Origin of the sequence: Mangrovicoccus algicola, assembly GCF_014903745.1 — a bacterium.
Taxonomy (GTDB): domain Bacteria; phylum Pseudomonadota; class Alphaproteobacteria; order Rhodobacterales; family Rhodobacteraceae; genus Mangrovicoccus; species Mangrovicoccus algicola.
Genome location: NZ_JACVXA010000023.1, coordinates 1 through 18,003, shown reverse-complemented (window position 1 = coordinate 18,003; position 18,003 = coordinate 1). Strand labels below are relative to the sequence as shown.

Annotated in this window: 19 protein-coding genes; 9 read left to right on the top strand and 10 right to left on the bottom strand. The window is 68.5% G+C overall.

All coding sequences use genetic code 11. The annotated features are described in order from the left end of the window. Positions 1 to 21 precede the first annotated feature (21 nt). From ICN82_RS09690 to dusB, 3 genes are read right to left on the bottom strand one after another with little or no spacing between them, the layout of a single operon-like run. Positions 22 to 1,386 (bottom strand): response regulator, encoded by a 1,365-nt coding sequence (locus ICN82_RS09690; protein WP_193182091.1) that lies wholly within the window; start codon positions 1,384 to 1,386, stop codon positions 22 to 24. After that, positions 1,386 to 2,462 carry a two-component system sensor histidine kinase NtrB gene (locus tag ICN82_RS09685; protein ID WP_193182089.1) on the bottom strand — a complete coding sequence of 359 codons (1,077 nt, stop codon included), beginning with the start codon at positions 2,460 to 2,462 and terminating at the stop codon, positions 1,386 to 1,388. Before ICN82_RS09685 ends, ICN82_RS09690 begins: the two co-directional genes overlap by 1 nt. Further along, the gene (gene dusB / locus ICN82_RS09680) at positions 2,459 to 3,406 is read right to left on the bottom strand and encodes a tRNA dihydrouridine synthase DusB (RefSeq protein ID WP_193182176.1); all 948 of its coding nucleotides are present in this window, start codon (positions 3,404 to 3,406) and stop codon (positions 2,459 to 2,461) included. The genes ICN82_RS09685 and dusB overlap by 4 nt, the downstream gene beginning before the upstream one ends. 219 nt (positions 3,407 to 3,625) lie before the next feature. Here dusB and ICN82_RS09675 point away from each other — a divergent pair, with 219 nt between their 5' ends. Genes ICN82_RS09675 through ICN82_RS09665 form a run of 3 tightly spaced genes read left to right on the top strand, consistent with a single transcriptional unit; the run spans position 3,626 to position 5,753 of the window. Further along, the gene (locus ICN82_RS09675) at positions 3,626 to 4,786 is read left to right on the top strand and encodes a bifunctional 2-C-methyl-D-erythritol 4-phosphate cytidylyltransferase/2-C-methyl-D-erythritol 2,4-cyclodiphosphate synthase (protein ID WP_193182087.1); all 1,161 of its coding nucleotides are present in this window, start codon (positions 3,626 to 3,628) and stop codon (positions 4,784 to 4,786) included. Then, a complete protein-coding gene (locus ICN82_RS09670) occupies positions 4,783 to 5,283 on the top strand; it encodes a phosphatidylglycerophosphatase A family protein (protein ID WP_193182084.1) in 501 nt (166 codons plus the stop codon). The genes ICN82_RS09675 and ICN82_RS09670 overlap by 4 nt, the downstream gene beginning before the upstream one ends. Then, positions 5,280 to 5,753 (top strand): CinA family protein, encoded by a 474-nt coding sequence (locus tag ICN82_RS09665; protein ID WP_193182082.1) that lies wholly within the window; start codon positions 5,280 to 5,282, stop codon positions 5,751 to 5,753. The genes ICN82_RS09670 and ICN82_RS09665 overlap by 4 nt, the downstream gene beginning before the upstream one ends. Before the next feature lie 72 nt (positions 5,754 to 5,825). Here ICN82_RS09665 and ICN82_RS09660 read toward each other — a convergent pair whose 3' ends face one another. Next, positions 5,826 to 6,272, bottom strand: a complete 447-nt coding sequence (locus tag ICN82_RS09660) for a type II toxin-antitoxin system RatA family toxin (RefSeq protein ID WP_193182080.1) — start codon at positions 6,270 to 6,272, stop codon at positions 5,826 to 5,828. A 69-nt stretch (positions 6,273 to 6,341) separates the two neighbouring features. Here ICN82_RS09660 and hpt point away from each other — a divergent pair, with 69 nt between their 5' ends. The 3 genes from hpt (at position 6,342) to ICN82_RS09645 (ending at position 8,484) form a co-directional block, all read left to right on the top strand. Beyond that, positions 6,342 to 6,881, top strand: a complete 540-nt coding sequence (gene hpt / locus ICN82_RS09655) for a hypoxanthine phosphoribosyltransferase (RefSeq protein ID WP_193182079.1) — start codon at positions 6,342 to 6,344, stop codon at positions 6,879 to 6,881. A gap of 104 nt (positions 6,882 to 6,985) precedes the next feature. Further along, positions 6,986 to 7,876, top strand: coding sequence for a cytochrome c (locus tag ICN82_RS09650; RefSeq protein WP_193182077.1), 891 nt, complete (start codon positions 6,986 to 6,988; stop codon positions 7,874 to 7,876). Between the two features lie 131 nt (positions 7,877 to 8,007). Further along, positions 8,008 to 8,484, top strand: coding sequence for a bacterioferritin (locus ICN82_RS09645; protein ID WP_193182075.1), 477 nt, complete (start codon positions 8,008 to 8,010; stop codon positions 8,482 to 8,484). An 83-nt stretch (positions 8,485 to 8,567) separates the two neighbouring features. On the opposite strand, the gene lipA is transcribed toward ICN82_RS09645, so the two are convergent. Further along, entirely contained in the window at positions 8,568 to 9,524 is a 957-nt protein-coding gene (lipA, locus tag ICN82_RS09640; protein WP_193182073.1) for a lipoyl synthase, read from the bottom strand. 330 nt (positions 9,525 to 9,854) lie between these two features. Between lipA and ICN82_RS09635 the strand changes: the two genes are divergently transcribed. Then, entirely contained in the window at positions 9,855 to 10,400 is a 546-nt protein-coding gene (locus tag ICN82_RS09635) for a peroxiredoxin (protein WP_193182071.1), read from the top strand. Between the two features lie 114 nt (positions 10,401 to 10,514). Here ICN82_RS09635 and ICN82_RS09630 read toward each other — a convergent pair whose 3' ends face one another. After that, complete coding sequence (locus ICN82_RS09630; protein WP_193182069.1) at positions 10,515 to 11,636, bottom strand: DUF6456 domain-containing protein; 1,122 nt, start codon at positions 11,634 to 11,636, stop codon at positions 10,515 to 10,517. Positions 11,637 to 11,875: 239 nt separating this feature from the next. Here ICN82_RS09630 and ICN82_RS09625 point away from each other — a divergent pair, with 239 nt between their 5' ends. Both ICN82_RS09625 and guaA read left to right on the top strand, forming a co-directional pair. Continuing rightward, positions 11,876 to 12,232 carry a DUF6477 family protein gene (locus ICN82_RS09625; protein WP_193182068.1) on the top strand — a complete coding sequence of 119 codons (357 nt, stop codon included), beginning with the start codon at positions 11,876 to 11,878 and terminating at the stop codon, positions 12,230 to 12,232. 30 nt (positions 12,233 to 12,262) lie between these two features. Further along, the gene (gene guaA / locus ICN82_RS09620; RefSeq protein WP_193182066.1) at positions 12,263 to 13,843 is read left to right on the top strand and encodes a glutamine-hydrolyzing GMP synthase; all 1,581 of its coding nucleotides are present in this window, start codon (positions 12,263 to 12,265) and stop codon (positions 13,841 to 13,843) included. Between the two features lie 157 nt (positions 13,844 to 14,000). Here guaA and ICN82_RS09615 read toward each other — a convergent pair whose 3' ends face one another. The 4 genes from ICN82_RS09615 to ICN82_RS09600 form a co-directional block, all read right to left on the bottom strand. Further along, entirely contained in the window at positions 14,001 to 15,017 is a 1,017-nt protein-coding gene (locus tag ICN82_RS09615; RefSeq protein WP_193182064.1) for a nuclear transport factor 2 family protein, read from the bottom strand. A gap of 113 nt (positions 15,018 to 15,130) precedes the next feature. Continuing rightward, complete coding sequence (locus ICN82_RS09610; protein ID WP_193182062.1) at positions 15,131 to 15,673, bottom strand: PNPOx family protein; 543 nt, start codon at positions 15,671 to 15,673, stop codon at positions 15,131 to 15,133. Continuing rightward, positions 15,666 to 16,733 (bottom strand): lipocalin-like domain-containing protein, encoded by a 1,068-nt coding sequence (locus tag ICN82_RS09605; RefSeq protein WP_193182061.1) that lies wholly within the window; start codon positions 16,731 to 16,733, stop codon positions 15,666 to 15,668. Before ICN82_RS09605 ends, ICN82_RS09610 begins: the two co-directional genes overlap by 8 nt. Then, on the bottom strand, positions 16,723 to 18,003 hold a 1,281-nt coding region (locus ICN82_RS09600; RefSeq protein ID WP_193182060.1), incomplete at its 5' end, for an FtsX-like permease family protein. The genes ICN82_RS09600 and ICN82_RS09605, both read right to left, overlap by 11 nt.

Below are 18,003 nucleotides of genomic sequence, written 5' to 3'. Positions count from 1 at the left end.
TCGCGCCACGCTGTGGCAGGTTTACATCAATTTACGGCGGCGTGTCACCCGAATATCGAGATCGGTGATCTTTTTACGCAAGGTATTGCGGTTGATCCCCAGAAGATCGGCACATTTGGCCTGGTTGCCGCCCGTGGCATCCAGCGCGATCTCGATCAGCGGCAGTTCCACCTCGCGCAGGATCCGCTGATACAGGCCCGGCGGCGGCAGCACCCCGCCATGCAGGTCGAAATAGCGCCGCAGATGCTTGCCCACCGAGGCCGAGAGCTTCTCGCCGTCGCCGCGTCCCGACAGGGGTTCCATCGCGGGCTGGTTGCCCAGGATCTGGTCGACCTCGGCGCGGGTGATCTCTTCCTCGCCCGCGGTGATGACCAGGCGGCGGATGGTGTTTTCCAGCTGCCGCACATTGCCCGGCCAGCTATAGGCGCGGATCATCTCCATCGCGTCATTGGTGAAGCGGCGCACCGGCCCGCCATCGCGTTCCGACCGGCCCAGGAAATGCTCGGCCAGAAGCGGGATGTCGTCCACCCGCTCGCGCAGCGAGGGCACGGCGATCGTGACGCCGCCCAGGCGGTAGAACAGGTCCTGGCGGAACCGGCCCTCGTCCATCTTCGAGGCCAGGTCCCCCTGCGAGGAGGCCAGCACCCGCGGCGCCGGATCGCCGAACCCGTCCAGCATCCGCACGATGCGCGCCTGCGCCTCGTCGTCGAAATCGCCCACCTCGTCGAACAGGATCGACCCGCCGCGGGCGCGGGCGATGATCTGGGCCGGCCCGTCCATCGTCGCAAGGTCAGAGGCCGAGACCACCACGAAGGGCATGGTGCGGCGGTCCGAGAAATCGTGGATGGCCCGCGCGATCAGCGATTTGCCGGTTCCGGATTCGCCGGTGATCAGCACCGGCAGTTCCGAATTCATCACCCGCGCGACCAGGCGGTAGAGCGCCTGCATCCCCGGCGTGCGCCCGACCAGCGGCAGATCGCCGGTGGCCTGCTCGGATTCCTTGCGCGGCTGCGGCGCGCGGCGCTTGACCTCCAGCGCCTTGCCTGCCCGTTTCATCAGGTCGGGCAGGTCGAAGGGCTTGGGCAGGTAGTCGAAGGCATCCGCCTCGGCCGCCTGGATCGCCGTCATGATCGTGTTCTGCGCCGAGATCACGATGACCGGCAGCCCGGGGCGGTATTCGGCGATCTTGGGCAGCGCATCCAGCCCGTTTCCGTCGGGCATCATCACGTCCGAGATCACCAGGTCGCCCTTGCCCTCCTCGACCCAGCGCAGGAGCGTCATCAGTGACGAGGTCGCGTGGACCTTGCAGCCGGCGCGCGTCAGCGCCTGGGTCAGCACCGTGCGGATCGTGCGGTCGTCATCTGCAACTAGTACGGTCCCGTCCATCAGTCATTCTCCGTATTCTTGGGCGCCACGGGCAGGGAGATGCGGAACACCGTGCGGCCCGGCACGCTTTCCACCCCGATCCACCCGCCATGTTCTGAGACGATCTTCGACACCAGCGCAAGCCCCAGCCCCGTGCCGTTCTCGCGGCCCGAGACGAAAGGATCGAAGATCGCGTCGGCGATCTCGGGCTTCAGCCCCGGACCGTCATCGATGATTTCCACCTGCAGCGGCAGCGCGGCACCCGATCCGTCGGTGCGCCGCAGCCTGAGGCTCAGCTCGTAGAAGGTGCGGATGCGGATCGTTCCCGCCCCCTCGGAGGCCTCGGCGGCATTCTTCAGCAGGTTGAGGAACACCTGCAGCATCTGGTCGCCGTCGACGAAGGTCGAGGGCAGCGAGGGGTCGTATTCCTCGATGATGCGCATATGCGCCGCGAACCCCACCACGGAGGAGCGCCGCGCCCGGTCCAGCAGGTCATGCACGTTGATCGCGCGCAGCTCCGGCGGGCGCAGGTTGCCGAACTGCTCCACCTGTTCCAGGAGCTTGGTGATGCGCCGCGTCTCGGCCACGATCAGGTCGGTCATCTCCTGATCCTCGCCCGACAGGTTCATGCTCAGCAGCTGCGCCGCCCCGGTGATGCCCGCCAGCGGGTTCTTGATCTCGTGGGCCAGCATCTCGGCCATGCCGATGGCGGATTTCGCCGCCGATTTCACCGCATGCGCGCTTTCCATCCGGTCGGCGATCTGGCGCGGCTCCAGCAGGACCAGGACCATGTCCGGCGTGTCGATCAGCGGACCGATCTGGATGTTGCACTGCACGGGCGGGCGGTTGCCGCCGCCGACATCGACATTGTTGATGAACAGCCCCGACTGGTCGCGGCGGACGCGGGCGAAGGATTCCTCCAGCGGCGCGTCGATCATCAGCTTGTCCCAGATCGGGAAGCCGATCAGCGCCTTGTCGGACATGTTCAGGAACGCCTCGGCCGTGGGCGTTATGTCCGCGATCGTGTCGTCGGCATTGAGCAGAAAGGCGGGAATGGGCAGCGAGGCCCAGAGCTGTTCGGTCCAGTCCGCGGTCATGCGGCAAGAGCCTCCGGTTCGAGAATCGCGCGCTCCAGGAGGCGGTGCACCTCCTGCGGCGCGCGGGAAGTCAGCACGGCGCGGCGCAGCGCGGGCGAGGTCCCGGCCGCATCCATGTACCAGCCCAGGTGCTTGCGCGCGATGCGCAGCCCCAGCTCGGTGCCGTAGAAATCGAGGATCGCGCGGTGGTGATCTGCAACCATCGCCGCCAGCGCCGGGCCCCGCGGGATCGCGGGGGCGGGCCAGCCTGCGAGGGCGTGACCGATTGCAGACAGCAACCATGGCCGCCCATAGGCGCCGCGCCCGATCATCACCCCCGCCGCGCCCGACAGGCGCAGCGCCTCGGTCGCGCTTTCGGCATCGGTGATGTCGCCATTGGCGATCACCGGCACGGACACGGCCTCCACGACCTCGCGGATCGCGGCCCAGTCGGCGCGGCCCTTGTAGAACTGGCAGCGCGTGCGGCCATGGATGACGATGCGCTGCACCCCCGCGGATTCGGCGCGCCGCGCCAGATCGGGCGCGTTCATCGTGTCGGAATCCCAGCCCAGCCGGGTCTTCAGCGTGACCGGCACATCGACCGCCCCGGCCACCGCCTCGATCAGCCGCAGCGCCAGGTCGAGGTCGCGCATCAGCGCGGATCCCGACAGGCCGCCCACCACCTTCTTGGCCGGACAGCCCATGTTGATGTCGATGACCTGTGCGCCCTGCCCCGCGACCAGCCGCGCGGCCTCCGCCATCCAGTGCGGATCGCGCCCGGCCAGCTGCACGGCGCTCCCGCCCTGGTCCAGCCCCAGTTCGGCACGGTCGCGCATCTCGGGCTTGGCCTGGACGATCTCCTGGCTGGCCACCATCTCGCTGGTGACCAGATCCGCCCCGAAGCGCGAGACAAGCTGCCGGAACGGCAGGTCGGTGATCCCCGCCATCGGGGCCAGCGCGATCATCGGCGCATCGGCTGTCGCCAGCTGTTTAGTCAATTGCCCAATCCTTGCGCAGGTCTGCTTCGGAACTAAACGCCGACGAAAAGCTGTGCAATCGCTCGCGGCGCAGAAGGACCGGAAAAACGCCTTTCGCACAAATAATGTGCTGTTTTCCCCGGCGAGCTGCACGGATTGTCAGCATCGCCCGCGCGGTCTAAGCACGCGCGACGAAGGAGACAAGCCATGTCCGTCACAGCCCTGATCGTCGCGGCCGGCCGCGGCACCCGCGCAGGCGGCGATATAGCCAAGCAATATCAGCTTCTTGAAGGCGAACCCGTGGTTCTGCACACGCTGCGCGCCCTGCGCGCGCACCCGGCGGTGCAGGCGGTGGTCCTGGTGGTGCATCCTGCCGACCGCCCGGGCCCCCTGTCCCGGCTGCCCCTGCCCCCGGGGACGATCCTCGTCGATGGCGGCGCCAGCCGGGCCGCCTCGGTGCGGGCGGGGCTGGATGCGGTGCCGGAGGGCACCAGCCAGGTGCTGATCCACGACGCGGCGCGGCCGCTTGTGTCGCCGGAAGTGATCGACCGCGTGCTGGTTGCGCTTTGCAACCATGCGGGGGCGGCCCCCGCCCTGCCCGTCACCGATGCGCTGTGGCGCGGATCGCAGGGGCTGGTTTCGGGCCTGCAGGACCGCGCGGGACTGTGGCGCGCGCAGACGCCGCAGGGGTTCGCCCTGGACCGGATCCGGGCCGCGCATGCAGGCTGGAGCGGCCCCCCGGCCGCGGATGATGTCGAGGTGGCGCGGGCGCACGGGCTTGACGTGGCGATCGTCGAGGGGGATGACGACAATCTGAAGATCACCCATCCGCCGGATTTCGCCCGTGCCGCGGCGATCCTGCGGAGGCACAGACGGGACGACCAGATCATGGATATCCGCACCGGCACCGGCTATGACGTGCATGCCTTCGCCCCCGGCGATCACGTGATGCTCTGCGGCATTCGCGTGCCCCACGACCGGGCGCTGAAGGGCCATTCCGATGCCGATGTCGGCATGCATGCGATCACCGACGCGATCTACGGCGCCCTGGCCGAGGGCGATATCGGCCGCCATTTCCCGCCATCGGACCCGCAATGGAAGGGCGCGGCAAGCGCCATCTTCCTGCGCCACGCGGCCGAGCTGGCCGGCGAACGCGGCTATGCCATCGCCAATATCGACTGCACGCTGATCTGCGAAAGGCCGAAGATCGGACCCCATGCGGAAGCGATGCGCGCGGAACTGGCGGAGATCACCGGCATCGAGCCGGCCCGGATCAGCGTCAAGGCCACGACCTCGGAACAGCTGGGATTCACCGGGCGCGAGGAAGGCATCGCCGCCATGGCCAGCTGCCTTCTGGTTGCACGATGAGACCCTCGCGGCTGGTCGGCACGTTCGGCGGCATCGGACTGCTGCGCCCCGCCCCCGGCACTTGGGGGTCTGCGGCGGCGGTCCCGTTGGGCTACCTGCTGCACGGGATCGGTGGTTTCACCTTGCTACTGCTGGCCACGGCCGCGGTCTTCGCCGCAGGGATCTGGGCCTGCCGGGCGGAACGCGCCGCCACCGGGCGGAAGGATGCGTCCGAGATCGTCATCGACGAGGTGGCCGGGCAGTGGGTGGCGATGTGGCCGCTGTCGCTGGGGCTCAGCCATGCCGGGGTCGATCCCTGGCTGTTCCCCTGGCCCGGCTGGGTCGGCGCCTTCGTGATGTTCCGGCTGTTCGACATCTGGAAACCCGGCCCGGTCGGCTGGGCCGACCGCAAGGACGCGCCCCATTGGGTGATGATCGATGACGTGATCGCGGGGCTGATGGCGGCCGTCGCCGTGGCGCTTGCCGCGGGGCTGGCCCACGGGGTTCTGGGCGCATGAGCGCCGCGCGGCTTCTGGAGCTGGCGCGCGCCCGCGGCGTGATGATCGCCACTGCCGAAAGCTGCACCGCCGGGCTGATCGCCGGGGCGATCACCGAGGTGGCAGGCAGTTCGGCGATCTTCGATCGCGGCTTCGTCACCTATACCAATGCGGCCAAGGCCGAGATGCTGGCCGTCCATCCGCGCACGATCCAGGCGGTGGGCGCGGTGTCGGAGGCCGTCGCGCGGGAGATGGCCGAAGGGGCGCTGAACCGGTCGGCCGCGGATCTGGCCGTCGCCGTCACCGGCATCGCCGGCCCCGGCGGATCGGAGCACAAGCCCGAGGGCCGCGTCTGTTTCGGCCTCGCCCAGACAGGGCGCCCCACCCATGCGGAAACGATGGAGTTCGGTGCGATCGGCCGTGCGGCGGTGCGCGCCGCCACCGTGGCGCATGCGCTGGATCTGCTGATCGCCCGGCTTTCCAGCCCCTGAGCGCCGACCTTCGCTTGCGGATTGCAACCGGGGCAGTGGCGGGTTGCAACCTGCAACCGCCGCGCCGCCGCCTCAGCCGTAGATCTTCCTGGCCCGGTCCTCGAAGGCACGGACGATGCGCTGCATCGCCTCGTTGAACACCACCCCGATCACGCCCTGAAGCATCCGGTTGCGGAATTCGAAATCGGTCGAGAACTCGACCGTGCAGCCGCCCCCGGGCCGGTCCGCGAAGCTCCAGGTCGAGGTCATGTAGCGGAACGGTCCGTCGATATATTCCGTGTCGATCCGCCGCTTTTCGGGCCAGAGCGTCACGCGCGAGCCGAATTTCTCGCGGAAGACCTTGAAGGAAATCACAAGATCCGCCTCCATCACCTCGTGGTCGCCCCTGTCCTCGCGCGAGCGGATGCGCGCCGCGGCGCACCAGGGCAGGAATTGCGGGTACGACCCGACATCCGCCACCAGCGCATACATGTCATCGGCGGAATAGGGCAGCTGGCGGGTCTCGTGGTGCTTGGGCATCGGTCTCGTGGAACTTCCTGTCTGGAGAGTGTTATCCTAGCGATCACGAGGAAGTTTCAAGGGGGCGTCATGCCGGAAAGACCCTATGTGATCGATCAGATGATCTCGGCCAAGGCCATCGCGGCGCGGATCGAGGCGCTGGCGCGCGAGATCGAGACCACCTATGCAGGCGTGGACAAGCTGGTGATGGTGGGATTGCTGCGCGGCAGCTTCATCTTCATCGCCGATCTGGTGCGCGAGCTGGATATCGGCATCGAGGTCGATTTCATCGAGGCCTCCTCCTACGGGGACGCGACCGAATCAAGCCGCGAGGTGCGCATCCTCAAAGACCTGCGCAGCGGCATCGAGGGGCGCGACGTGCTGGTGGTGGAGGACGTGGTCGATACCGGCTTCACGCTGCATCACGTCACCAACATGCTGGCCTCGCGCAATCCGCGGTCGCTGGCGACGATCGCGCTTCTGGACAAGCCCAGCCGCCGCGAGGTCGATTTCGCCGCGCGCTGGATCGGCTTCGAGATCCCCGACGAATTCGTCGTCGGCTATGGCATCGATTTCGCCCAGAGAAACCGCAACCTGCCCTATATCGGAAAGGTCCGTTTCCTGGACTGACCGCGCCGCCCCCCGGGTTCGCGCGCGGCGGCGGAAAACCGTTGAACGCGGTGCCGCCGCCGCCCTAGGCTGGCCATGGCCAGTGACTTCAGCGGAGCGAGCGGATGGGATTTCTCAGAGGAGCGGCGGCCCTGGCCGTGCTGGCGGTGCTGGCCGCGGCGGGGTTTTTCTGGATCACCGCCCCTCCGGGCCTTCCGCGCGACATGGCGCAGGCGCTGGCATCGGCGGTCCCGGATGCGCAGCGCGGCGAACGGATCTACCTGGCGGCGGGATGCGGGTCCTGCCACGCGGCCCCCGAGGCGGAGGGCGAGGCCCGGCTGGTGCTGGCGGGGGGCATGCGGTTTCCCTCGGATTTCGGGACCTTCCTGGCGCCCAACATCTCGCCTTCCGCGGCGGGCATCGGCGGCTGGAGCACCGCGGACCTGGCGCTGGCCCTGACGCGGGGGGTGTCCCCCGAGGGGCGGCACTACTACCCGGCCTTTCCCTATACCTCCTATATCGGGATGCAGCCCGGCGACATCGCCGATCTGAAGGCCTATCTGGACACGCTTCCCGCATCGGAGGCGGCAAGCCTGCCGCATGAGGTCGGATTTCCCTTCAGCTATCGGCGGAGCCTGGCCATCTGGAAACGGATGTTCCTGCGCGAGGGCCCCGTCATCGCCGACGCGCCGGAGCCGGGGCGATACCTGGTGGAGGTGCTGGGCCATTGCGGCGAATGCCACAGCCCGCGCAATCCGCTGGGCGCGGTGGATCGCAACCGCTGGCTGAGCGGGGCCGAGATTGCGGGCGGGCAAGGCCGGGTGCCGGACATCACCCCCGCCGGGCTGGACTGGTCGCAGGAGGATATCGCCTATTACCTCGAATCGGGCTTCACCCCGGATTTCGATTCGGTGGGCGGCCACATGGCCTATATCGTCGACAATTACGCGCGCCTGCCCGCCGCGGATCGCGACGCGGTGGCCGCCTATCTGGCAAATCTGCCCGCCGGGGAGTGACGGGACCGGTCCGGCAGGCGAAGTTGAGATGAATCAATGCAGATCGCGGCCCGCCCTGATTGAGTGCGGCGGCGTGCGGAACCCCGTGGCGCGGATCGCGTTGCTCCCGAAAGCGAAAGGAGACCGACGGCATGTCGAACACCCAGACCATCGAGAATCTTCAGAAGGCCCTGCAGATGGAGATGACCGCCGCGCATCAGTACCAGCTCCACGCCCATGTCCTGGAGGATTGGGGCCTGGACCGGCTGGCCGAGAAGATGCGCGAGGAGATGACCGAGGAGCTGGGCCATTCCGACCGCTTCATCGAGCGCATCATCTTCCTCGGCGGCACGCCCGATCTGGGATTCGACAAGTCGCCCGTGAAGGCCGAATCGCTGGTCGATATGTTCAAGATGGACATGGATGACGAGGGCGAGGCGATCGAATTCTACACCCGCGCCTCGGAACAGGCCCGCGAAGTCAGCGATATCGGCACCCGCCGCCTGTTCGAGGATATCGTGATGGACGAGGAAGGCCACAAGGAATGGCTGGAGCTGCAGATCAGCCTGATCGAGCGCATCGGCGAAGCGAATTACAGCGCCAAGTACATCACGCCCGGCGCCGAATGATCCGCGACGGACCGGGCGCCCGGTCCGGCCCGTGACGCCCATGAAAGCCCCGGCACGCAGCGCATCGTGCCGGGGCTTTCCTGTCAGGCGGGAAGCCTGCCCAGCTTGCGCAGGCGGTTTTCGCGCAGCCGCGCGAAATCATCCCCGGCATGATAGCTGGACCGCGTCAGCGGCGTGGCCGAGACCATGAGGAAACCCTTGCCCCAGGCGGTCTTCTCGTAGCTCGCGAATTCCTCGGGGGTGACGAAGCGGGCGACGGCATGATGCTTGGGCGTCGGCTGGAGGTATTGGCCGATGGTCAGGAAATCGACCCCGGCGGCACGCATGTCGTCCATGACCTGCTGCACGGCCTGCCTGTCCTCGCCCAGCCCGACCATGATGCCCGACTTGGTGAACATCGAGGGATCCAGCTCTTTCACCCGCTGCAGCAGCCGCAGCGAGTGGAAATAGCGCGCGCCCGGACGCACCTCGGGATAGAGGCCGGGCACGGTTTCCAGGTTGTGATTGAACACGTCAGGACCCGCCGCCACGATCTGTTCCAGCGCGCCCGGCCCGCATTTCAGGAAATCCGGGGTCAGGATCTCGATCGTGGTCGCGGGCGAGCGGTGGCGGATCGCGCGGATCGTCTGGGCAAAATGCGCGGCGCCGCCATCCTCCAGGTCGTCGCGGTCGACCGAGGTGATCACGACATGGTTCAGCCCCAGTTTCTGCACCGCATCGGCGACGCGGCCCGGCTCGAACACGTCCAGATTGTCCGGCCGCCCGGTGGCGACATTGCAGAAGGTGCAGCCGCGGGTGCAGATATCGCCCATGATCATCATGGTGGCGTGGCCCTGGCTCCAGCATTCCCCGGCATTGGGACAGGCGGCTTCCTGGCAGACCGTGACCAGGCGATGTTCCTCCATGATCGCCTTGGTCTTGCGATACCCTTCCGAGCCGGGCGCCTTCACCCGGATCCAGTCCGGTTTCTTGGGCTGGGCATTGTCCTTGCGATGCGCCTTTTCGGGGTGCCGGTCGCCGGGGATCTTCAGGTCGCGCATGGGGGCCTCCAGGTTCTGCAGGGTACTTATACCCGTCGGACGCGACCGGCCAAGGGCAGATGCGCGCCAACGGGGCGCGCAAGGCGGGACCCGGGCCGAATCACGGCTGCATCCCGCCCGCCCCCGGCTTGCGGCCGCGGGCGCGGTCCGGGCAGCGCGCTGGAATATTGAGCAAAACCCTCGGGAAATGCCGGGAAATATCGCCTCTCGTCCCGGGATCCTCCGGCTTCGGGTTGCACAGGGGTTTGGAACAGTTCTAAGTGACCTCGCTGCGTCGCGGCAAAAGCGCGTGGCCAGAGATATGATGCTCACGAGTTAAGGAATATCCCGATGAAAGCCGGACTCCCCCTGCCGAAAGTCACCTTCAGGACCCGCGTGCGCGACGAGGCCGTGGGCGGGCCGAACCCGTTCCGCTGGCAGGATATGACCACCGACGACTATTTCGCCGGCAAGCGGGTCATCCTGTTCTCCCTTCCGGGCGCCTTCACCCCCACCTGCTCCACCTACCAGCTGCCGGGTTTCGAGAACAATTTCGCCAAGTTCCAGGAACTGGGGATCGACGAGATCTACTGCATGTCGGTCAATGACAGCTTCGTCATGAACAAGTGGAAGGAAGCCCAGGGCATCGAGAACGTGAAGGTGATCCCCGACGGGTCGGGCGAATTCACGCGTCGCATGGGCATGCTGGTCAACAAGGACAACCTGGGCTTCGGCGCGCGGTCCTGGCGCTATGCCGCCGTGGTCAAGGATGGCGTGGTCGAAGCCTGGTTCGAGGAACCCGGCCTGTGCGACAACCATGGCGAGGACCCCTATGGCGAATCCTCCCCCGAGACGCTGCTGGCCTATCTCGAGAAGGCAAAGACCGAAGCGGCCTGAGCCTTGTCGGCGGTTGCGCGATGCAACCGCGGCGGATTTTGAGGGTTGCATCATGCAGCCATGAAAAAAGGGGCCTCCAGGGCCCCTTTCTGCTGCCATGGCGGAACCGGCATCTCAGCCGATCAGCGGTCCGAACTTGCCATGCGTTTCCTCGTAATGGCGCTTGAGCCGCTGCAGGGCGATGCGCAGCACGACCTTGCCCGATCGCGCCGACCAGCCCAGGCGCCTTTCGCAGCTTTCCATGCCCTCGAGATAGCAACAGCATCGCAGCACCACATCGCCCAGCCCCGGCCCCAGGTCGCGCAGCGCCGCCTGCACCCGGTCGCGTGCCGCCTGCGGTCCGAATCCCGCCTGCGCGCCCGGCCCGCCTGACGGTCTTTCCCCCCCGGTCAGGAAGGACTCCCAGTTCTGGGTCACGCGGGGGCCCATCTGCGCCAGCTCGAAATCCTCGCGCAGCCGCTCTCCCGCCGCCACCAGGTCGTTGGACAGGAAGGGCTGCCCGTCCTTGTCGCGGCGCCGACCCAGCACCGCCAGCGGCGATTCCGCAAGGTTGAAACGCCCCCGTTGCGCCCGCGCGCCTTCGACGGAGATGTCCCTTTGCTCCGTCTCGCGCTGACGGACCCCGAAGGGGGCCATCGCCTCGGCAAACCCGTCCTGCTCCTCCTCGGCCAGCATCCGCTTCAGCGCGGCGCGCCCGGCCGGTGTGATCGCATAGCGCGAGATCCGTCCCGTCGTGCGGCAGGCGATCCAGTCCTTCAGGGCCATCGCCTCGGCCACGGCGCGGTCGACGGCGGCGGTGCGCGCGCTTGCGCCGCCGGGCAGGTCGCGCACGATGACCGCGCGCTCCATGTCCTTGGCCACGGCCAGCACCGCGCCGCTTTCGGCCAGGCGCCGCAGCACCCGCGGAAAGGCGGCTTCCAGTTTCAGGTCCGCGCTTGTTTCTAGCTTGATCCTCGTCAGTGCCGACATGATTGCGGGCTCCTTTGCGCTCTGGCTCCGGGCGAAGCGGGCGAAATGTTTCTGTCCCAGCCGGTCCAGCGCCTCGTCGATCAGCGGATCGTCGCGGCGGCTCTCGAACCGGCGGACCTGCCGGGAAATGGTGGAGGCGTGGCATCCGGCATGGCGCGCGATCTCGCGGATGGAGCGGCCCAGCTCGGTATGGGTGAGGTAATGGATGACGGCCACGGGCAGCGCGGTCCCCGGTGGTTCTGCGGCGATTTTCGGCAGCGCGTTCATCCGCCCTGTCTCCTTTTTCTTCGCGGCGCCGGGCGTTAACCGGTCGGCGCCTGGATTTAATACAATTTCAACCCTCAGAGGCGTCCGTTAGAAGATGGTTAAAATTGAACGGTCCCTTAGGTATTGTTTCTAAAGCCTAAACCTTTTCGACTTCACCGTTCGCCCGAACGGTCGGCACGCAACACCGGGTCGGGCCAAGCGAGATTTCTGTGGACAACCTTGTGGAAGGACCCGCGGAAATGAACGATGTCATGTCGCTGCTCGAAACCCTGCACCGCCCCCGCCTTCTGATGCAGGCGGCCCGTCACGGCGCCCGCCTCTATCGTCGCGAAACCCAGCTGCCCCGGCTGCTGTGCAGCCCGGTTCTGCCCGGTCCGCGCCAGGCGGCGATCCGGCTTCTGTGCCTTGAGCAGGACCACGAGGCGGCACGCCGCAGCAGGGCGGCGGATTACTGCGCCGCGCGCCACCTGGAGGTGCTGATCGCGCTGATCTGCGAGGCGCGCGCCATTCTTGCCGCCGCGCCGGTGCTGCCCTGCAGCGCCCGATCCGGGGGCCAGGTGCAAAAACAGCGGCCCGCCCGCATCGCGGAGGCTTGAACTCGCATCGGCGGCTGCCTATCAGGCGTCATGACAGCCATTGCCCATGATCGCCTCCTCATCATCGACTTCGGCAGCCAGGTGACGCAGCTGATTGCGCGCCGCCTGCGGGAGCTGAACGTCTATTGCGAGATCCATCCCTATCAGAACGTCACTGACGCGTTCCTGAAGGACTTCTCGCCCAAAGCCGTCGTTTTCTCGGGCGGCCCCGACAGCGTGACCCGCGAAGGGTCGCCGCGCCCCCCCGCCTCCGTCTTCGATCTCGGCGTGCCGATCCTCGGCATCTGCTACGGCCAGCAGGTGATGATGGAGATGCTGGGCGGCAAGGTCGAATCCGGCCATGGCACCGCGGAATTCGGCCGCGCCTGGATCGCCCCGACCGACAAGTCGCTGGACATCTTCAACGGGCTGTTCCTCGAATCCGGTCCGGACGGCACGCCCCGCGAACAGGTCTGGATGAGCCATGGCGACCATGTCGCGCGCATCGCGCCGGGCTTCGAGGTCTATGCCACCTCGCCGGGCGCGCCCTTCGCCATCACCGCCGACGAGACCCGCCATTTCTATGCCGTGCAGTTCCACCCCGAGGTGCACCACACCCCGAACGGCAAGACGCTCTACGAGAATTTCGTCAGGATCGCCGGTTTCTCGGGCGACTGGACCATGGCGGCCTATCGCGACGAGGCGATCCGCAAGATCCGCGAGCAGGTGGGCGACAAGCGCGTGATCTGCGGCCTGTCGGGCGGCGTCGATTCCTCGGTCGCGGCGGTGCTGATCCACGAGGCGATCGGCGACCAGCTGACCTGCGTCTTCGTCGATCACGGGCTGTTGCGGATGAACGAGGCCGACGAGGTCGTCGCGATGTTCCGCGACCATTACAACATCCCGCTGATCCATGCCGACGAGGCCGATCTGTTCCTGGGCGAGCTGGACGGCCAGTCCGACCCGGAGACCAAGCGCAAGATCATCGGCCGGCTTTTCATCGACGTGTTCCAGAAACACGCCGACACGATCGAGGGCGCCGAGTTCCTGGCCCAGGGGACGCTCTATCCGGACGTGATCGAGTCGGTCAGCTTCTCCGGCGGGCCCTCGGTGACGATCAAGAGCCACCACAATGTCGGCGGCCTGCCCGAGAAGATGGGGCTGAAACTGGTCGAACCGCTGCGCGAGCTGTTCAAGGACGAGGTCCGCGCCCTGGGCCGCGAGCTTGGCCTTCCCGACAGCTTCATCGGCCGCCATCCCTTCCCCGGGCCGGGCCTGGCGATCCGCTGCCCCGGCGAGATCACCCGCGAAAAGCTGGAGATCCTGCGCAAGGCGGATGCGGTCTATATCGACCAGATCCGCAAGCACGGGCTTTATGACGAGATCTGGCAGGCCTTCGTGGCCATCCTTCCGGTGCGAACCGTCGGCGTGATGGGCGACGGACGCACCTATGATTATGCCTGCGCGCTGCGCGCGGTCACCTCGGTGGACGGCATGACGGCGGATTACTACCCGTTCAGCCACGACTTCCTGGGCGAGACCGCGACGCGGATCATCAACGAGGTCAAGGGCATCAACCGGGTGACCTACGACATCACCTCGAAACCGCCGGGCACGATCGAGTGGGAGTGACCGCGGCGCGCGACGCCCGAGGCTGAGACGCTGCGGGGCCTGCGGATATCGCGGGCTCCGCCACATGCGGCACCGCGGCCCCACCGGGAGGCGCCGCGTCGGGGCGCGGCGCGAGACGGTGCCATCGACCGGGCGCGCGCCATTCCCCCAAGTGCCTTCAGGCGGCGGCCAGCAGGAGCTGTTTCCAGATGGCGACCTCGTCGATCAGGGTCCATTCCCGGCGCAGGCCCCGCGGGCCGAATTCGGCATGGGTGATCCCCATCACATAGGCGAAGCAGCCGGTTGCCGGCCCGAACAGCCCCGGGCCGTCATGCTTGCCGTAAAGCGACCAGCGCAGCGCGGCGCGGGGCATCTGGCCCTCTTCCTCCATGCCGCTGACATGGTCCACGCGGAAGGCCGCCGCGGGAAAGGCGGAGCGCAATCCGAGCCAGAACCGGTCGGCGGCGCGATGGCCCTGTTCGGACAGGCCGCCGGGATAGGCCAGTTCGCAGGCCCGGTCATAGCGGTCGGGAATGACCGAGAAACCGCCGGACATCAGTTCGCGCAGCAGATCCTCCAGCTCGGCCCCGGGCTCGCTGCGATTGCCGCGGCCGAAATACGGCCCCTCCAGATCGGTATCGGGCGTGAGCGGCACCACGCAGCGCTCCGGCCCGCCCTCGGCCACGATCAGCCTTTCGGCCATGGCCCGCGATCCGCCGCAGAGCTGATGCGCCAGCGCGGCGCTGTCGGCGACCGTCCAGATATCGCGGATGCGGTTCTGCGAGCACCACATATCCGTCATCACGCGGGCCGTGCCAGGGCGGCCGGTGGCGGCCCCATGGCGGCCTTCTCCCAGGTGGGTGGCCCGGCCATGGGCGCGCAGCGAGGCGTGAAAGCCCGCCGCGACATCCTTGCCCGGCGGGGTGTCGTGCCAGATGACATCCTCCCCCAGCATCTCGCGATCGGGAAATTCCGCCAGTTCGGACATCGCCTCCGCCAGGATGGCGCGGGCCCCCGACAGAACCCGTGCCGGGCTGCGCGAAATGGCGGCCGCGTCGTGATGTTCGAGAATCGCCGAAAGGCCCCGTCCCTCGCAGAGTTCCCAGGAGAGCCCCAGGACATATTCGGGAACGCTGTCCCAGCGATGGGCGAAGCCGGGCGCAATCGCACCGGGAATATGGGAAATCTCTGCCATGGCACGTCCTTCTGGATACGCGGAAACCGTCTGCCGCCCGGCAAGCCCCGAGTCGGCCCTGACCACGTCCCTTGCTAGGGCGCGCATGGTTAAGATGACGCTACGCCGGGCGGTCAGGGGGCGATCCAGCCCCCCTGCCAGCCGGTTTCGGCCCGGAACAGCGCGCGCCGATGCGGCTGCGCCTCCAGATGAAGGATCTCCAGCGCCTGCAGATCGCAGATCAGCGCCAGATGCCGGGTGATGACCGGATCGGCATGCCAGTCGGCGGGATCGGCCAGCGGCGTTCCGGGCGGCGGGGTTCCGCCATAGGCGGCGCGCGCCAGTTCCGGCACGGCCTGCCAGCGCCCGGGATCCCCCGCCAAGAGCCCGACCCGCACCTGCAGCCGCAGCTGCATCTGCCGCGCGGGATCCCAGACCAGCAGCGTCGCGGCCGGATCGCGCGCCAGTTCCGCCGCCTTGAGGCTTGCGGCATCTGCATGGATTTCCAGCCGCCGCGCCGCCCGGTCCGCCCCGCGCAGCACCACGACCCGCGCCGAGGCGCCGCCCTCAAGCCCGGCCGTGGCCAGCACCGGCAGCCGCGCGGGCGCGGCGCGGTCCGACAGCGCCGCCTCCAGCAGTCCCCAGGCCGTGTCCCACAGGCGGGCAAGATCAGTCATGGCCGGTCATCTCCAGGTAGCCGATGCCGCTGCGGCTGCCGGTGACGCGCACCGGGCCTTCCCAATAGGGGATGCCGGTCCCCATCCAGGCATGGGCGTTGACGGGGCGGGTCTCGATCTGCAGCCCGCGCGAGGGAATGCGGATCCGCCAGGAGGTCGGCAGCCGCCGTTCCCCGATCCGGGTCCAGTCCAGGGGGGCCAGTTCGATGGCGCCGTCGGCGATCGCCTCGGCCCGGCCATCCGGCGAGATCCAGGTCCCCGGCACATGGCCTGCCCCGCCATCGCGCAGCCGGTAGACCATCAGCCTGTCGCCGCCGTCGAGATGCAGCGAGAACCAGTCCCAGCCGGTCTGATCCGCATCGAGCGGCTGGGAGGACCATTCGCGGTCCAGCCAGGCCAGGCCCGTGACCTCCTCCGCGCCGCCGGGCCAGCCGAGGCGCCCGGTCACGCGGTAGCCGGGCTGGGAATAGTAATAGCTGGCCTGTCCGCGCGGATGCTTAAGCGAATAGCCGCCCTGCCCGTGCAGGACCAGCGGGCCGGCGGCGGCCAGCGACAGCTCATAGGACCAGTCCCGCCCGGCGGCCCGCAGCGACAGCCGGTCCAGCGCATCGGCGCCCGGATGTCCGGTCATCTGCCAGTCATCGATCCAGGCGGCGAAGGGCGCAGGCGTCACGCCCGCCTGGCCGATCCCGCCGCGGGCCCGGCGTTCGGCCACCAGATGCGCCTCGGGGCCGGTCATGGCGGCATGGGCGAACCAGATCTGCGGCGAGGCCCAGCCGGGACGCTCCTGCGGGGCCAGGGCAGACCGGAACAGCGTCCACTGGATCCCGCGATCCGCGCCCGCGGCGGTCTTCAGATTGGCGGTGACGTACCACCATTCGATGCGGAATTGCGGATGCGGTCCGTGATCGCGGGGAAAGCGGAACGCCGGATCCGGGCGCGGCATCGCGAAGCCCCCGGCCTCCTGCCCCAGCCCGGCGAAGCCCTGGCCCCGGACCGGGGTGGCGGCAGAGGCGGCCAGCAGCGCCAGGACGCGGCGGCGGGCAAGTTCAGCGGGCATCGGCGAACACCCTCAGCAGGCGCGCAGGCGAGATCCGCGCCAGCCGCAGCGCCGGGAGCGCGGCCGCGGCGATCGCCGCCGCCGCCGCCGCCACGCCCAGCCGCAGCCAGTCGCCCGGAAAGAACAGCAGCGGCAGCCGCCAGCCGAAGGCGGCGACATTGACCACCGCCAGGAGGACCCAGGCCAGCACCAGCCCCACAGGCAGCGCGACCAGCGCCGTGCCCCCGGCCAGGATCGCCGCCCGCGCGAGATCCAGCGCGGCCAGCCGGGCGCGCGTCAGCCCCATCGCCCAGAGCGGCGCGACCTGCGGCAGCCGCAGCGCCTGCAGCGTCAGCAGCGCGGTGAAGATCGCCAGCCCCGCGACCGCCAGGGTCAGGATGTTCAGCGCCCCGGTGGCGGCGAAGGTGCGCTCGAACACCCGCTGCGAGTCCGCCTTCAACGCGGCCTGATCCGTCACCTGGTCGGGGCGCAGCCCGGCGCGGTCGACCAGCCGCGCCGCCTCCGCCGCCCCGTCGCCGTCGCCGTCGAGGCGCAGGGCGAAGCGTGTCTCCGGCGTTCCGGGAAAGGCGCGGCGGAAGGCATCGGGCGCGACCATGGCCTGCGGCCGCGGATTGCCGTAATCGGGATAGACCCCCAGCACCCGGTAGCCGGTCCCGTCGATCGACGCCGTGTCGCCCGGTCCCAGATCCGCGCGGCGGGCCCATTGCTCGTTGATCAGCACGCCTTCGCCCGCCGCCAGACGGTCCCACATGTCCGGAACCGTCGCCAGGACAGGCCAGTCCGCGCGGTAGAGGGGATCATCCGCCAGCGCCTGCACCTGTCCGGGGTCGCCGCCCAGATCCGCCTCGGCGCGCATCTGCGGCAGGATGGCGGTCGCGCCGATCCCCGGCAGGATCCCGGCGGCCTGCGCCTCGCTGTCGAAGGAGACGTAGAGATCGGCCGAGATGCGCCGCTCGAGCCAGATGTCGAAGCTTGCGCGGAAGCTCGACACCATGGTGGAGACGCCGATATTGGCCGCCAGTGCCAGCAGCAGCGCCATCAAGGCCAGCGACAGGCCGGGCAGCTGCTGGCGCGCATCCGCCCAGAGCCATTGCGCCAGCGCGCCTCGCGCGGTCCTCTCGGCCAGGCGCAGGAGCCGCGACAGAAGGAAAGGCAGCATCAGCGCCGCGCCCAGCATCAGCCCGGCCAGGGCGGCGAAGCCCGCCATCAGCCCCTGCCCCCACAGGATCGCCGCCGCCCCGGCCGCGATCCCGGCCAGGCCCGCCGCCGC

Excerpts from the sequence above, each read along its gene's own strand:
- ICN82_RS09630 (WP_193182069.1), bottom strand. The coding sequence starts at position 11,636 with ATGAACGCGCTGCCGAAAATCGCCGCAGAACCACCGGGGACCGCGCTG.
- ICN82_RS09650 (WP_193182077.1), top strand. The coding sequence starts at position 6,986 with ATGGGATTTCTCAGAGGAGCGGCGGCCCTGGCCGTGCTGGCGGTGCTG.
- ICN82_RS09675 (WP_193182087.1), top strand. The coding sequence starts at position 3,626 with ATGTCCGTCACAGCCCTGATCGTCGCGGCCGGCCGCGGCACCCGCGCA.
- ICN82_RS09660 (WP_193182080.1), bottom strand. The coding sequence starts at position 6,272 with ATGCCCAAGCACCACGAGACCCGCCAGCTGCCCTATTCCGCCGATGAC.
- ICN82_RS09610 (WP_193182062.1), bottom strand. The coding sequence starts at position 15,673 with ATGACTGATCTTGCCCGCCTGTGGGACACGGCCTGGGGACTGCTGGAG.
- guaA (WP_193182066.1), top strand. The coding sequence starts at position 12,263 with ATGACAGCCATTGCCCATGATCGCCTCCTCATCATCGACTTCGGCAGC.
- lipA (WP_193182073.1), bottom strand. The coding sequence starts at position 9,524 with ATGCGCGACCTGAAGATCCCCGGCGACCGGCACCCCGAAAAGGCGCAT.
- ICN82_RS09665 (WP_193182082.1), top strand. The coding sequence starts at position 5,280 with ATGAGCGCCGCGCGGCTTCTGGAGCTGGCGCGCGCCCGCGGCGTGATG.
- ICN82_RS09625 (WP_193182068.1), top strand. The coding sequence starts at position 11,876 with ATGAACGATGTCATGTCGCTGCTCGAAACCCTGCACCGCCCCCGCCTT.
- ICN82_RS09615 (WP_193182064.1), bottom strand. The coding sequence starts at position 15,017 with ATGGCAGAGATTTCCCATATTCCCGGTGCGATTGCGCCCGGCTTCGCC.
- ICN82_RS09670 (WP_193182084.1), top strand. The coding sequence starts at position 4,783 with ATGAGACCCTCGCGGCTGGTCGGCACGTTCGGCGGCATCGGACTGCTG.
- dusB (WP_193182176.1), bottom strand. The coding sequence starts at position 3,406 with ATGATCGCGCTGGCCCCGATGGCGGGGATCACCGACCTGCCGTTCCGG.
- hpt (WP_193182079.1), top strand. The coding sequence starts at position 6,342 with ATGCCGGAAAGACCCTATGTGATCGATCAGATGATCTCGGCCAAGGCC.
- ICN82_RS09690 (WP_193182091.1), bottom strand. The coding sequence starts at position 1,386 with ATGGACGGGACCGTACTAGTTGCAGATGACGACCGCACGATCCGCACG.
- ICN82_RS09635 (WP_193182071.1), top strand. The coding sequence starts at position 9,855 with ATGAAAGCCGGACTCCCCCTGCCGAAAGTCACCTTCAGGACCCGCGTG.
- ICN82_RS09685 (WP_193182089.1), bottom strand. The coding sequence starts at position 2,462 with ATGACCGCGGACTGGACCGAACAGCTCTGGGCCTCGCTGCCCATTCCC.
- ICN82_RS09645 (WP_193182075.1), top strand. The coding sequence starts at position 8,008 with ATGTCGAACACCCAGACCATCGAGAATCTTCAGAAGGCCCTGCAGATG.
- ICN82_RS09605 (WP_193182061.1), bottom strand. The coding sequence starts at position 16,733 with ATGCCCGCTGAACTTGCCCGCCGCCGCGTCCTGGCGCTGCTGGCCGCC.